Source organism: Streptomyces sp. NPDC050528, from assembly GCF_044457795.1.
Taxonomy (GTDB): Bacteria; Actinomycetota; Actinomycetes; order Streptomycetales; family Streptomycetaceae; genus Streptomyces.
This window is the reverse complement of sequence record NZ_JBITHH010000001.1, coordinates 1459026-1473317: the sequence shown is the minus strand read 5'-3', so window position 1 is coordinate 1473317 and position 14292 is coordinate 1459026. Positions and strand designations below refer to the sequence as shown.

The window sequence follows — 14292 nt, the reverse complement described above, 5'->3', positions numbered from 1 at the left end:
CCCGTTGTCCCCTCCCTCCACTCGTCCCACCATTTGTCATGCCGCTGAGCAAATTCGCTTCGGAGGGATGAGTCATGGGCGAGCGCGTGAGCCGAAGAGCCGTTCTGGGGGCGGGAGTTGCCGCGGTGCCGGTGGTGTCGGGGGCGACCTTGCCGACGTCGACGTCGACACCGGGGTCTGTGGACGCGGGTGCGTACATCTCCTTCTCGCGTACTACGGGTGCGTTTCCCCTCGTCGGCGCCCCGGTCGTGGTGGACCCTGATGATCACCCGGGAGTCGTACGGGTAGCAGGGGACCTGAGGGACGACATCGAACGCGTCACCGGCGTACGCCCCGGGAACGCGCTCGCGCATGCGCGTGAGGTGGTGCTGGTCGGCACGATCGGGCGCAGCGCACTGATCGACGGCTTGGTGGCCGCCGGGAAACTGGACGTCTCCGGGGTGCGGGGCCGGTGGGAGACCTCGCTGCAGACGGTGGTCGAGCGGCCGATGCCGGGGGTGGAGCGGGCGTTCGTCATCGCGGGGAGCGACCCGCGCGGCACGATCTTCGGTGCCTACGACGTCTCGTACGGCATCGGGGTCTCGCCCTGGCACTGGTGGGACGACGTACCGCCGACGCGGCGGGATGAGGTGTGGGTGCGGCCCGGGCGGTACTCGCAGGGGACGCCGGTGGTGAAGTACCGCGGCTTCTTCATCAACGACGAGAATCCGGCGCTGGGGACGTGGGCGCCCGCGTACTTCGGGCCGGGGAAGGCGCCGGGGTATCCGGGGGGCTTCACCGCGGACTTCTACGGCCGGGTCTTCGAGGTGCTGCTGCGGCTGAAGGGGAACTACCTCTGGCCGGCGGTGTGGGGGCGGGCCTTCGCGGAGGACGACCCGGAGAACCATCGGCGGGCTGCGGAGTACGGGATTGTCATGGGCACGTCGCACGAGGCGCCGATGATGCGGGGGATCGAGGAGTGGAACCGGCATGCGGTGGCCGCCGTCCGGGACTCTTCGGGTGCGATCGTGACGCCGGGGCATGATCCGTACGGCGGGACGGGGGAGTGGTCGTATCGGCTCAACTCCTCGGCGATACGGGCCTATTGGCGGGCCGGTGTGCAGCGGATGGTCGACCAGGGGTTCGAGGGTGTCGTCACGCTGGGCATGCGCGGGAACGGTGACACGAGCCTCCCGGACGGCGACGGCATCGAGCTGATGCAGGAGATCATCGCGGCGCAGCGGCAGATCATCGAGGAGGTGACGGGGCGGCCGGCGGCGGAGACTCCGCAGGTGTGGACGTTGTACAAGGAGGTGCAGCGGTACTGGGACCGGGGGTTGAGGGCGCCGGGTGATGTGACGGTGGTCCTTACGGACGACAACTGGGGGAACATCCGTAAGCATCCGGATGTAGGGGATGGAGAGCGGGCCGGGGGTTATGGCCTGTACTACCACTTCGATTACGTGGGTGCCGGGCGGAACTACAAGTGGGTGGACACCGCGAACCTGCGGAACGTGTGGGAGCAGTTGCACGCGGCGTACGCGTACGGGAATCGTGGGTTGTGGGTCGCGAATGTGGGCGACCTGAAGGGGAACGAGCTGCCGACCGAGTTCTTCCTCAACTACGCGTGGGATCCCGAGAGTTGGGATCTCGGGGAGATCGGTGAGTGGGAACTTCGGTACGCGCGGCAGAACTTCGGGGCGGGGCAGGCCGATGAGATTGCCTCGGTGCTGGCGGCTTATGGGCAGTTGCAGGCCCGCCGCAAGCCGGAGCTGCTGAACCGGCGGATCACTCTCGTCGACGGGCAGGTGGTCTACGACGATCAGCAGACCCCCTTCGCCTTCGGGCACCGGGAGTTGGAGCGGGTCACTGAGGAGTGGCGGGAACTGGGGCGGCGGGCCGAGCGGATCGGGCGACGGTTGCCGGCCGGGGTGCGGGACGCGTGGTTCGAACTCGTCGGGTACGAGGTGCAGGCGACCGCCAATCTGTACGGGCTGAGGTCGGCCGAGTTCACGAACCTGCTCTACGCGGCGCAGGGCCGGGCCGCGACGAACGACCTCGCGGCGGAGGCGGAGGCGGGGCTGGAACGGGACTTCGCGTTGGCCGAGCGCTTCAACTCCGTTGTGGCGGGCGGGAAATGGCGGGGGTTCCAGACCCAGCCGCACATCGACTACGGGGATGTGGAGCGGTACGGGCCCAATGCCGGGTGGCAGCAGCCGGAGAAGGACAACGTGGCGTTGCCGGATGTGTTGTTTCCGGCGGTGCGGCGGATTGAAGTGCCGGTGGGGGCGGGGTTGGGGGTGGCGGTGGATGGTTCGGAGGGGGCGTGGCCTGCTGAGACGGGTGCGGCCGTACTCCCGGCATTCAGTCCGTATCAGACGCGGCCGCAGCAGTTCGTCGAGGTGTTCAACCGAGGTCGTATGGCTTTCGATTACCGGATTGACGTGTCGGTGCCGTGGTTGGTGGTGGAACGGGCGCGGGGGCGGGTTGAGCAGCAGGTGCGGGTGGAGGTGGGGGTGGACTGGGCGCGGGTGCCGGTCGGGCGGTTCGAGGGGGAGTTGACGGTGACCGGGGCCGGGGGATCGGTGACGGTCGGGTGCGTTGCCGAGAAGCCGTCGGGGCGGGGGCTGCGGGGGTTCGTGGAGGCGGGCGGGTACGTGGCGATCGACGGGGAGCACTATGACCGGGCGGTTGGTGGGTGGCGTCGTATCGAGGGCATCGGGCGGACGGGGAGTACGGGGAGTACCGGTCGGGGTCGTACGGGTCGTACGGGTCGTACGGGGGCGGCCGGGGCGGGGATGACGCCGTGGCCGGTGACGCTGCCCAGGCAGACGCCGGGTGGGGTGGACTCGCCGAGGCTGGAGTACGAGGTGAGTCTGGTGGCGGCGCCTTCCGGGGGCGAGGTGACGGTGTGGGCGTACCTGTCCCCTCGTAACCCTGCGTTGCCGACGGGTGGTCTGCGCTACGGCATCTCTCTCGACGACGGCCCGATCGAGACCGTCGACATCAACATCGGTGCAGATGACGGGCTGTTGAACGCGGTGTGGGCCCGTAACACCTCCGACAACGTCAACGCGACGGCGACGAAACACTCCGTGACGAAGGCCGGGGTCCACCGGTTGAGGTTCTGGATGGTGGACCCGACGGTGGTGCTGCAGCGGCTCGTGATCGACACGGGGGGTCTGCCGGCGCTGTACCTGGGGCCGTTGGAGAGCCGGCGGGTGTAGCCCGTGGTTGAGCGCGGAGGGTGACGGGTGGGCGTGACGGGCGTTTCGGGTGGCGTGCCGGGTGTGCTGGACGTTTCGGGGGTGCCGAGTGTCCCGGGAGTGTCGGCGCGGGGACGGGACCTGGCTTCGTCGCCGGGGGAGAAACGCGCTGCGGCGCGGGCGATCGAGGACCACATCGAGCCCGGCACGCGTGCGGCGGGGCGGTGGGCGGACGACGAAAACGGCGCCGCCGTACGGGAGTTCGCCGCGAAGGACGGGGAGGGGTGGGTCACTTCGGCGGCCCTGAAGAAGGCGCACGGGGCGTGGGCGGACCAGGTGAAGAACCTGATGGACCGGTTGGGCGCGGAGAAGGACGCGTTGCGGAGCGGGAACGCGGTGCTGACGAGTACGGATCTGGCGGTGGGGTCGGCGGTGCGGCGGCAGTCGTCGCTGGACACGTACTGAGGCCGGAGCGGGGCGGCGGGTCGACCGCCCGTCGGTCCAACGGGCGGTCGGGTCAGTGGAGTTACTGGTTCAGCGGAGCTATTGGGGCAACTGGGCGCATGCCGACGTATCACGAGATCATGACCACCGACCTCACCGCGCTGACCACGGCGGCGGAGCGCTGGGACGGCATGGCGGGCGAGTTCGAGAAGCAGGAGACGGCGTACCGGCGGGAGGTGCACGGCATCTCGATGGGTGCGTCGTGGACGGGGCTGAGCGCCGACGCGGCGAACGCCCGATTCGACACCACGCTCAAGGAGTTCCAGTACGCGCAGACCGAGGCCAAGGCGATCGCGGCGCTGCTGCGGGACGCGCACGACCGGTTCGTGGAGGTGCGGGGCCGGGTGGTGGCGGCGCGGTGGGACGCGGTCCGGGCGGGCATGCGGGTCTCGGACTCGGGCCTGGTCAGCCGGAGTTCGGACCAGCCGGACACCCCCGGCGCTCCCCAGGCCGTACAGGAGTGGCAGGACCGGATCACCAAGGCGGTACGCGATGTGACGGACGCGGACACGGGTGTGCGGGTCGCGCTGGCGGGGGTGGTGGTCGACTCCGAACTCCTCGCGGGTGGGCGGGGGTTCAACGGCAGGGCGAAGGGTGACGTCGAACAGTACGAGGCGGAGGAGACGGAGCGGTATCTGGAAAAGCTGGGCAGGGGTGGTGAGTTGACGGGGGCTCAACTCGCCGAGCTGGAACGGTCGTTCCGTGACAACAGCGAGGACGAGGGGTTCTCACGGATGGTCCTGGACGACCTCGGTCTCGCCGGCACGCTGAAGCTCACGAACGAACTGAACGACCGCATCCACGTTCAGGGCGGGGCGGGTGCGGGGGCGTACTCGGCGATCGAGACGGGTCTGGCGAACACGCTCGCTACGGCGACGAAGGACACGAAGTCGAAGTGGTACGGGAAGTGGCGCACAGAGATGCGGCGCGTGGGCGTTGAGCACTACGCCACGGATGCGCAGGGGCTGCACCTGGACAAGGCTGTCGGCTATCAGTCGCTCGTCACGCTGATGCAGAAGGGGCACGGCTACGCCCCGGGGATGGTCGAGGACCTCACCGACGACATGATCGCGGCGGAGAAGAAGCATCCCGGGATTTGGCGGGTGAAGGGTACGTATGCCGGGGCGCCTGGTGGTTGGTTCGCCAACGACCCCGTCGACGGGATGCTCGGCATCATGAGCCGGGATCCTGCGGAGGCGGCGCGTTATCTCCATTCCGACGCCCACATGAAATACCTCATGAAGGAACGGGACTGGAATGTCACCCTGAATGACGAGGGGGCGTCGAAGGGTGGTCGCTATGTGCCTCGGTTGGACGGGGATGACCGGGCGGGATTCGGGGCGGCGTTGCAGGCCGGGGCTACGGGGATCGATCCTGCGGATCCGGCGGGGGTTCGGGTGGGGGATCGGGCGACGAACGATGCGGTGTTCAAGTCCGCGCTTACCTATTTGGCGGACAGTGGGGATGAGTTTCCGCCGTCGTTGCGTAAGCCGATGGCCAACGTTCTGGTCAATCACGGGGGGACTGTGCATGCGGCGATGAGTGAGGTGGATGTTGGGCATTCGCCCGTGGATCAGCATCAGCTTTTCGAGGTGGCGAAGCAGGTGTCCAAGGATGAGGGGGCTTATGGGGTGTTGAACGGTGGGATGAACCAGTCATTGGTTTCGGATATCCATCACGACCGCTCGAACTCGCCCGGTTCGCTGATGCGGGCCGGCCGGACTGTTGGTTTTCTGGAGGAAGCACGGGTACAGGCTGCGGGGGATCCGAAGGTCGCCGAGTTCGAGACCAAGCCGTTCTTCGACAAGGCAATCAGTTATATCCCCGTGGTGAGCGGCGATGTGCAGACGGGGTTCGACTATGTGACAGACGAGTGGCTGGCTGATGAGCAGCGGAGGTTGGACGAAAAGCAGGCGAACGCCAATGTCCAGGCGTATAGAAAGAGGAACGGCCAACTGATGGCCCTCGCGGAAGAGTGGGAGAAGATCCATCATGCGGATGGCGATTCGTACTTCGACCCCAAGGCTGAGGTCAACAAGTCAGCCCGAGAAGGAATTGCGCAGGCAGCTGGCATGTCCGGAGAGCAGTTGAAGTGAATGTCCGCCAGTTCCTGACCGTGTTGACGATTTCCGTTCTCGCGGTTTCCTGTAGCCCCTCCAGTAGTCACGAACTCCCGGGAGCTATTTGCGGGACGCCTGTCAATCCTGCCATCACTCGTCCGCTCTTGAGGTCTGCGGGAGATTTTAGCGAGTTCACCCGTGTCGATCGGTCTGCGGCAATCACCGCACCCTGCGTGCTTCTCTCTGGGCGCGATCCTGTTCTCGATTTCCAGTTCTCCTGGGACGACACGGCAAGGGACCTTATGTACCTGGCGAAGGATACCGGTTCGGTCTCGGGAATCAGGGAACCACGGGCGATCGACTTCACCTACAAGACAATCGTCGGCACCGACGGAGCCATCTCGATCGCCCCCTGCAAAACGAACGGCGGCAAATACTTCACCCTCACCCTCCAAGTCCCCCAAATCAGCCTCATGGACCACACCCACCGCAAGGACATCGAGAAGTTCATGCGGGCCTACTTCCCCGCAACGCTCAAAACCCTGGGGTGCAAGGGACCGTAGAGGCAGCCCGTGCCCTGGCAGCGTTCGCGTTCCCAGGTCCGGAGGACGGCCGGCGCATAGGCGATGGACCTTGTTGATGCCCCGGTCATCGTGGTTGCCGTCGGTCGGGGCCGGAACGGGGTTGTCAGGAAGCCCCCCGTACCTGAGTACGAGCGCTCATGTGCCGCCCCGTTCCGTGCAGTTGGCTGGGGGCATGTCGATCACACAGGGCACTTCGGTACGCGGTACGTGGGTCGGGCCGCTGGTTGCGACGGTCGTCACGCTTCCCGCGGCCCTTGTCGCGTATGTCGTCGGTGGCCTCACGCCCATGGCCTGCGACGCCTGTGACGGAGCGGAGGCCGAGCGGTTCAGCCGGCGGTTCGACACCGGCTTCACGTTCCTTCAGGTGGGGCTTCTGGCCTCCTTCGTACTGCTGCTCGTCAGTTGGGGCCTGCCGCAGACCGAGCCGAACGTCGCCCGGCGCCGTGTGTTCGCCGTCCTGGCGCCCGGCACCGTCCTGTTCTCGTTCCTTCTCTTCGCCGCGACGATCCCGTATCCCAACTGACGGTGTTCGGATTGTCACTGGGTGTAGCTATGGTTGTTGTCGAGGCGCTGCTTCGCGACTGAAGCGACGGAGATGACGGACGAGTACGGCCGGTACGACCGGTACGGGGGAGGGCATTGTGCTGCCGAGCGACACTGGGGCGGCGGGGGCGTCGTGGACCTCGGGCATCTTCGACGCGGTGCGCGGCGCGGCCGTGGACGTGGCTACCGAGTTGACGTCCTTCACGGCGTTCCAGAAGCGCGTCGACCAGTTGATCCGCGATCTGAAGGGCTCGGACGCCGGCCCGGGCAAGGTCGGCGAAGAGCAGCTCGTACGGCAGCAGTTGGGTGGCGGTGGCGGCCAATGGACCGAGGCGGCCGGGCTGTTCACGGCGTACGAGACGGTCGTCGGTGAACTGGAGACGCTCTCCAGGCTGCTCTCCGACTCGATGGAGGGCATGAACATCGCGGTACTGGCCGCGCACAAGGGCTACCAGAACATCGACCTCGACGTCCGTGACCGTATGACCGCGATCAGCGCGGAGACGACGAGGCACTACGGGGGTGCGTACGACCCCCAGCTTCCGAAGAAGCTCGATATCGGCGGGGACGGGACGGCGCACGAGCAGGAACCAGCGACCGGGGGCGATGCGGGAGGCACGATCTGATGTCGGGGAAGGGGCCCGGTGCCACGGCCTTCGAGGGCATGAGCCACGAGCAGATGTTGGCGTGGCTCGACCAGGCGAACTCCGGGACGGTCCAGTCGGCCGCCGACCGTCTGACCGCCGCCGCCAAGGAGATCCGCAAGATCGGCGAAGAGCTCAAGGTCCGCCCGCAGCACGTGGATTGGAAGGGCGAGGGCGCGGACGCCTTCCGCGGTTGGGCCGCCGACCTCGCCAACTCCACCCTCCGCCTGGGCGACTTCAGCGACGACGCGGCGAAATGGCTGGGCCAGGCCTCCAACGCGATCGCCCACGCCCAGGCCTCGATCCCACGCGAGTCGAACAGCGCACGGGCGAACCTCGACGCGGTGACCCTGTCCCACTACGACCCGGACGCCACGACCGTCCACACCAAGTCTGCGAGCGAACTCGCCGCCCTCGCCGCCGTCGCCGCGAACAAGGAGAAGGTCCGCCAGGAGGCCGCGTCCCAGATGCTGAAGCTGGGGCAGTCGTATCGGTTGTCGGCCACGCAGTTGGAGGGGTTGGAGCGGCCTGCGTTTCCGCCGCCGCCCACAGAACTCCAACCGGCCGTCGGCAAGCGCGACGAGAACGTAGTGGTCTCTGCCGGAGGCGCGGGCAGTCGTACGACGTCCACGGGCGGCCCAGCGCGAGACCTGCCCCTGGCCGGGGTGTCTCCGGCGACGTCACGGGCCGTTGACGACACGGGCCCCGGTCCGGCGATCGGTGAAGCCCGCCCGCATACGACGGTTCAGCGGCCTTCGCCCGATGCGTCGGACCAGGTGGCGGTGAAGGTCGACAGCGCGCAGGCGCTCCCGCAGCCGTCGGCGCTGCCGGTGAGCCCGCTCGTGCCGTCGGACGAGAGTCGGACTGTCGGCACCGGGTCGCTGCCCATGGGAACAATGCCGACGACGATGCCGGGCGGGGTACGGAACTCCTCTTCGATCCCCTCGGGAACGAGAGCGGGTACGGGAACGGGGCGTACGCCCACCGGCGGGCGCGCTGTCGCTCAGCCCGCGCGAGGGGCGGCAGGGCCAGGGCCGCTCTCCAGGAGAGTGCCGGGTACCGCCGTGGAGGGCGGGCCGACAGGCACCGCGCGTCCCGTGACCGGAGGCCGTCCTGCGGGACCGCTGGGACGGGAATCGGCGCAGCCGACCACCGGGCGCGCGACCGGCAGCAGGAGCAGCAACGGCATCACCGGTGGCCGCCCCACATCACCGGCGGCCGGATCGCCGACCGGCCGGCGTGCCGGTGGGCTGCCGCGCGGCACTGTCATCGGTGGCGAGACAGACGGTACGACCGGTCGTGGTCCGGCCGGGCAGAGCTCCTCTACGGGGCGATCCTCCACGGGCCGATCCTCCACGGGTACAGGAGGCACGGGCGCCGGACAGCGGGCGACGTCCGCCGGACGCCGAGGCACCGGCGACGGTGTCGTGGGCGGTCGGCCGCAGCCCCAAGGGCGCTCGGGGGCCCGGCCGTTCACGTCCGGCGGCTCGGGCCTGGTGCGGAACCAGGATTCCGGTGGCACCGCGCCCGCACCCGGTCCGACGGGGCGTGCGGACACGCGGCCGAGCGGTTCCCGTTCGTCGAACGCGCAACGGAACGGCGAGCAGGACAGACGGACCGGTGGACAGGACAGACGGAACGGCGAGCGGGACGAAGAGCCCGGAGACCGGAGCGAGGAACCCGAGCCGGGGCAACCCATCGGCCGCTGGCACACCTAGCCTCGGCTACCGACTCCCCAGCCCGCAGGCCCCAGTCCCTCAGCCCGCCGCCCCCCTAACCCCCAAGTCCCCGTCCCAGTGACCAAGAGGAAGCAGATGCCTGCCAGCACGTCGAGGAAAGCCCAACTGGGGAGTGCCGTCTCCGCAACCGTGGGCCTGCTGTTGACGGTCCTGGTGGCCACGCCCGCGTACGCGGAGTCCGTCCGGGAACGGGAGTGGTACCTCACCGCCATGAAGGCCGAACAGATGTGGCAGACCAGTACGGGCAAGGGCATCACGGTCGCGGTCATCGACACCGGAGTGGACGACAGCCTGACCGATCTGAACGGCCGTGTGCTCGCCGGCAAGGACGAGGCACCGGACTCACCCGGCGACGAACACACGGACTACGACGGCCACGGAACCACCATGGCCCTCCTGATCGCCGGTACCGGCCAGGGAAACGGCGGCGACGGCACCCTCGGACTCGCACCGGGCGCCAGGATTCTCCCCGTCCGTGTGCCGGACAGGGGGTGGGACGCCGGCCGATACAGCAAGGAGTTCAGCCAGACCCTGAGCACCGCGATCCGTTACGCGGCCGATTCCGGCGCGCAGATCATCAACATCTCGATGGGCTCGTCCAAAGGGTCGGACCAGCTCTCGTCCGCTGTGAAGTACGCGCTGGACAAGGGATCACTCGTCTTCGCGGCGGTCGGAAACAGCGGTGCGGGCGGAAACCAGGTCGAGTACCCCGCCGCCACACCGGGCGTGGTCGGTGTGGGGTCGGTGGGCAGGGACCTGCGCAGGACCGCCGAGTCCGAGTACGGCCCACAGGTGGACGTCGCCGCCCCCGGCGACGAGATGTACCACGCCTGCCCGAACGGCAAGGACCTCTGCCGCTCCCACGGCACCAGCGACGCCACAGCCATCGCCTCCGCCTCCGCCGCCCTGATCTGGTCCCAACACCCCACCTGGACCAACAACCAGATCCTCCGCGTCCTCCTCAACACGATCGGCGCCCCGACGGACGGCGCGAAGCGCAATAACTCGATCGGGTACGGCATCGTCCGCCCGCGGGTCGCTCTGCAGAACCCGGGGAACCCTGGTCCGGCCGGGAAGTACCCGCTCCCGGATCTTGCCGCTGCACAGACCGCGCCATCACCCGGCTCGAACGCCTCAGCTTCCAGTGCGGCAGGCTCCCCGGCGAAGGGAGACGACCTTACGGCCGCTGACTCGTCCTCGGGGGACAGCGGTGGGAGCGTCCTCTGGGGCGGACTGGGAGTCGGTGCCGTAGTGCTGGCCGGCGGGGGTGCGGTGGCATTCCTCGCGCGTCGACGCAGACAAGCGTGAGCAGTCGGCAGTCGGCAGTTGATAGCCGGTGGTCGGTATTTGCGGCGCAGGCAGGTGTGAAGGAGCGATGCCGAGTGACCGTCAAGTGCCTTGGCTGCCAAGGCTGTTGGGTAAGTTGAGGAACTGGTAAGAAACCCTGGGGTCGGCCGAGCCGGCCGTTGGGGCACGGGGATCAGGGGATCGAGGGAGGACGTAGGGCGATGGCCTGGGACGAGTGGGAGCAGCTCAAGGCCGACGCGGCGCAGCGGGGCTCGGCGCACATGCGGCTCAACCAGCTTCCCGCGGACAGCGGAGCCGGCGGCGGTGGCAGCGGCGGCGATCTCGTCGTGCACCAGGACGACCTCGGCGCCGTAGGCCATGAGGCGTTCACCCTCCACGACGATCTCCGTACGGCGGCGGACGTCGACGGAATGGGCGCGGACAAGCAGGGCAACGGATCCACGATGCGGGCCGCTGCCGAGCTGAGGGCACAGGGCTTCGCGATGGGGTCCGCCCTGTCGCAGACCGTCACGACATGGACGAGCCAAGTGCAGTCACTCCTTCAGGCCTGTGCCCATATTTCGAACCACCTCGACTACACCCAGAAGACGCACGCGCATGACGACGCACTGATCGCGGCATCGGCGCGGGACGCCGGCGGCTCCGCTCTGTCGGTCTCAGAGCTCGACAAGTACTTCAAATAACGGGGGTTGCCGCGGTGTCCGGCGTCACGATGACGAACCTGGCGGAAGTCGATCTGGGGAAGCTGGAGAGCAGCGTCGCCGACTGGAAGTCCGTGGTCGACAAGGTCGACGAGCTGGCGACCCGGGCTGATACGGGCTTGCGGGCCAAGGCGGACGGTGCTCGCTGGGCCGGGGTGAACGCGGACGTCACACGGGAGTTCGTGGGAAAGACCGCCAAGGAGTTCAAGGACGCGCACGCCGAGGCCGGCAGCATCCACAAGGTTCTCGACGACGCCCACACCGAACTCGTCGAGATCCAGAAGAAGTTGACGACCGCGCTGCACAAGGAGGCGCCGGGACTCGGCGTCAAGGTGCAGGACTACGGGAACGAGGGCGGCAGCCCGGTGATCCACGTGTTCTTCCCGCACGATCGCACCACGGACGACACGCACACCCAGGAACAGCTCGACGAGGCACGCCACTTGGCCGGTCGCATCGCCAACCTGGTGGCCCACGCCCAGGAGATCGACGACTCGGTGGCTCGCGCCCTCGCCAAGAGCCATGGCAAGGACGGTCACAACTTCGGGTACGAGACGTACACGTCCCTGGACGACGCGGAGCAGCAGCGAGCCACCGAACTCGCCAAGCTCGGCACGGAGATGACCGACAAGCAGCTCGCCGAGTTCGACACCCTCATGAAGTGGAACGCGAAGGACCCCGACTTCAGCACCGCCTTCTACAAATCTCTCGGGGGAGCCGAGGAGACGCTTGAGTTCTACGGCCGTATGGCTCTCGACGGCACCGAGGGCGATGACAAACAGCGGCTGGCGCTGACCCGGCAGCTCCAGAGCAGCATGGGCATCGCGCTCGCCACGGCGACCGACACCGGCAACGAACCTCATCTGCCGACCACTTGGGGCGATGAGTTCAGGAAACTGGGAACCAAGCAGATCGCGCTCTATCCGGGCGCGATCAACTCCCCGTACGGCTACCAGATCCTCGGTGGGCTGCTTCGGTACGGGAACTACGATCCGAAGTTCATCAATCCCATCGCGGAACACATCGTCCAACTGCACCACGAGAACCCCGACTTCTTCGTGGGCAACAAGCCGATGACCGGGGGCGCCGACCTCGACTGGGGATTCAACCCGTCGGGGAAGACCGGTGCCGGCTACGACCCGCTCACCAGTGTTCTGGAGGGGCTCGGGCACAGCCCCGAGGCGTCGAAGCTGTTCTTCTCGGACGACATGACGCCCACGGTGTACAACGAGGACGGCACCGTGAGGAGCGGCACCCTCGACTACACGTACTTCGACGAGCTGACGAAGAAGGACTTCGAGTGGCCGCCGGACAGCCTCGTCGCCCCCGGCAGCGACGCCGCCGCGCACGCCCGTGACAGTGGCCCGGACGCGCTCGGTCACGCGCTGGAGGCGGCGACGCTGGGGCACGCGTACGACGACCCGGCGCCCAAGCTGGTCCGGGACGGGGTCTCGGCCGCGATCATGGAAAAGGTCGTGGCGACCTACGGCGACCCGGAGAACGTCCAGGACCCCGTCGCGGACAGCCTCGGCCGGATGGGGGCCGGCTACATCGACGATCTGAACTGGGCGCTGAACGACAACAAGGCGGACAGCCTGTTCTCCCCGACCGATTCGGGTGGCCATGCGCAGTTCGGATCAAGCGGTGCCATCAAGTTCCTGAGTTCGGTCGGCCAGCACCCGGACGGCTACTCGGACATCTCGACGGCTCAGCAGATCTACGGAACGAGCGCGCTGGAAGCACAGGCCGACGGGGACCGCATCAATCAGCCGCACGCCCGGGAGATCGTTCGTACCGGTGCGGAGATTCAAGGAATCCTCGATCAGTCCAGGGCGGATCAGGTCACGGCCGAGGGGCTCGCGAAGGATGAGGAATACAACAAGAGCCTGGGGCAGAAGGCGGGTTGGGTCTCGTTCGGTGCGGGCGTCGGCATCGCCGCCGGAGCGGCTTTCCTGCCACCTGTGGCTGCCGTCGGTGTGGCAGGCACGCTGATTCCTGTCGTCATGGGCGCGGGCCAAGGCGCCATCTCGCAGCAGATCAGCACCGTGATCGGCGACAGTGCCGAGACGATGCAACAGAACAGCGGAAGCACGGTTCAGGAGCAGCGGGCCGAGATCTATCGAGCGGGCCAGGGCGCAGCGGCATCCCCGATGAACAGTTTCATGCTGAGGCACGGGATTTCGAGCGACAACGACAGATTCGGGCAGGATCTGGAAGACGCCCTGAACAGTGGGTACGGGAAGGGAACCAACGGAGAGAACCAGCAGGGTGTGCTTCCCAAGACCTGACGCGAGACGTTGCCCGGTCCGTCGGAATTCCTGCTCCCGCCGCCGTACAGACGAATGGTATTGCTGATGAAATGCGTGAAGATCGCACCGCTTCTGGTCGCCGTGGCTCTCGCCGCGGCGGGCTGCCAGAGCGGGGGATCGAAGGCCGCGGATGCGGCGAGCCCGAGCGGGGCGGCGAGCGGATCCTGCGACAAGTCCTTGAGTACGCCGGTCAAGGCGGCCATGAAGCGGGTGGCCGACATTCCCGTCTCCGCGAAGACTTCGTTCATCGGAGATCCGCAACGGGCCGCTGACCAGGTGATCGCACGGTACGAGGCCGGGGGAGTCGGTGATCTCACCGGCATCGCCTTCTGCGGAGCCTACAAAGGAACTTCGGGACTCGATTCCGTGACGGTCAGTTACTACCTGCCTCAATCCACTCCGGAAAAAGGAGAGGTTGCCGAGACATTCAAGGAATACCGGATGGGGGAAACGGCTCTCGCCGGCGTCAAGGCCGGCGTTCTCTATTTCGAGTGCACCAGCGGCAAGTTCGGCGGGAATTCGGGAACGAGCGTTCTGATCCGGGGAGAAGTGCGGAGCCGGAACGAGACGAGCGAATCAGCCGCCGCGGCACGCGAGGACAACCTGCACATCCTGCACGACACGAGCCGCACTCTCGCGACCCTGCTCAACTGCAAGGAGAACTCCGGCCTTTCGGACACCTTCAGCATGCCGTCCGAGGCATAGACGGCCCGCA

General features: G+C 67.6%; 11 protein-coding genes. All 11 read left to right on the top strand.

Annotated features, from left to right (window positions below; all coding sequences use genetic code 11):
* Positions 1-74: 74 nt before the first annotated feature.
* The 11 genes from ACIBK4_RS06875 to ACIBK4_RS06825 all read left to right on the top strand — a co-directional run bounded on the left by ACIBK4_RS06875 (position 75) and on the right by ACIBK4_RS06825 (position 14282).
* On the top strand, positions 75-3206 hold the full coding sequence (locus ACIBK4_RS06875) for a glycosyl hydrolase 115 family protein (protein ID WP_398992754.1): 3132 nt from the start codon (positions 75-77) through the stop codon (positions 3204-3206).
* A 33-nt stretch (positions 3207-3239) separates the two neighbouring features.
* A complete protein-coding gene (locus ACIBK4_RS06870) occupies positions 3240-3650 on the top strand; it encodes a hypothetical protein (RefSeq protein ID WP_398992752.1) in 411 nt (136 codons plus the stop codon).
* A 119-nt stretch (positions 3651-3769) separates the two neighbouring features.
* Positions 3770-5785 carry a hypothetical protein gene (locus ACIBK4_RS06865; protein WP_398992749.1) on the top strand — a complete coding sequence of 672 codons (2016 nt, stop codon included), beginning with the start codon at positions 3770-3772 and terminating at the stop codon, positions 5783-5785.
* Positions 5786-5982: 197 nt separating this feature from the next.
* The gene (locus ACIBK4_RS06860; RefSeq protein ID WP_398992746.1) at positions 5983-6312 is read left to right on the top strand and encodes a hypothetical protein; all 330 of its coding nucleotides are present in this window, start codon (positions 5983-5985) and stop codon (positions 6310-6312) included.
* A gap of 193 nt (positions 6313-6505) precedes the next feature.
* Entirely contained in the window at positions 6506-6856 is a 351-nt protein-coding gene (locus ACIBK4_RS06855; protein WP_398992744.1) for a hypothetical protein, read from the top strand.
* A 118-nt stretch (positions 6857-6974) separates the two neighbouring features.
* Entirely contained in the window at positions 6975-7502 is a 528-nt protein-coding gene (locus ACIBK4_RS06850) for a hypothetical protein (RefSeq protein ID WP_398992742.1), read from the top strand.
* The gene (locus tag ACIBK4_RS06845) at positions 7502-9238 is read left to right on the top strand and encodes a translation initiation factor IF-2 (RefSeq protein WP_398992740.1); all 1737 of its coding nucleotides are present in this window, start codon (positions 7502-7504) and stop codon (positions 9236-9238) included. Before ACIBK4_RS06850 ends, ACIBK4_RS06845 begins: the two co-directional genes overlap by 1 nt.
* Positions 9239-9334: 96 nt before the next feature.
* The gene (mycP, locus tag ACIBK4_RS06840; protein ID WP_398992738.1) at positions 9335-10567 is read left to right on the top strand and encodes a type VII secretion-associated serine protease mycosin; all 1233 of its coding nucleotides are present in this window, start codon (positions 9335-9337) and stop codon (positions 10565-10567) included.
* Between the two features lie 200 nt (positions 10568-10767).
* Entirely contained in the window at positions 10768-11250 is a 483-nt protein-coding gene (locus ACIBK4_RS06835; protein WP_398992736.1) for a hypothetical protein, read from the top strand.
* A gap of 14 nt (positions 11251-11264) precedes the next feature.
* Positions 11265-13556: a hypothetical protein gene (locus ACIBK4_RS06830; protein WP_398992734.1), complete on the top strand. Its 2292-nt coding sequence runs from the start codon at positions 11265-11267 to the stop codon at positions 13554-13556.
* A gap of 75 nt (positions 13557-13631) precedes the next feature.
* Complete coding sequence (locus ACIBK4_RS06825) at positions 13632-14282, top strand: hypothetical protein (protein WP_398992732.1); 651 nt, start codon at positions 13632-13634, stop codon at positions 14280-14282.
* Positions 14283-14292 lie beyond the last annotated feature (10 nt).

Excerpts from the sequence above, each read along its gene's own strand:
- mycP (WP_398992738.1), top strand. The coding sequence starts at position 9,335 with ATGCCTGCCAGCACGTCGAGGAAAGCCCAACTGGGGAGTGCCGTCTCC.
- ACIBK4_RS06845 (WP_398992740.1), top strand. The coding sequence starts at position 7,502 with ATGTCGGGGAAGGGGCCCGGTGCCACGGCCTTCGAGGGCATGAGCCAC.
- ACIBK4_RS06835 (WP_398992736.1), top strand. The coding sequence starts at position 10,768 with ATGGCCTGGGACGAGTGGGAGCAGCTCAAGGCCGACGCGGCGCAGCGG.
- ACIBK4_RS06875 (WP_398992754.1), top strand. The coding sequence starts at position 75 with ATGGGCGAGCGCGTGAGCCGAAGAGCCGTTCTGGGGGCGGGAGTTGCC.
- ACIBK4_RS06865 (WP_398992749.1), top strand. The coding sequence starts at position 3,770 with ATGACCACCGACCTCACCGCGCTGACCACGGCGGCGGAGCGCTGGGAC.
- ACIBK4_RS06855 (WP_398992744.1), top strand. The coding sequence starts at position 6,506 with ATGTCGATCACACAGGGCACTTCGGTACGCGGTACGTGGGTCGGGCCG.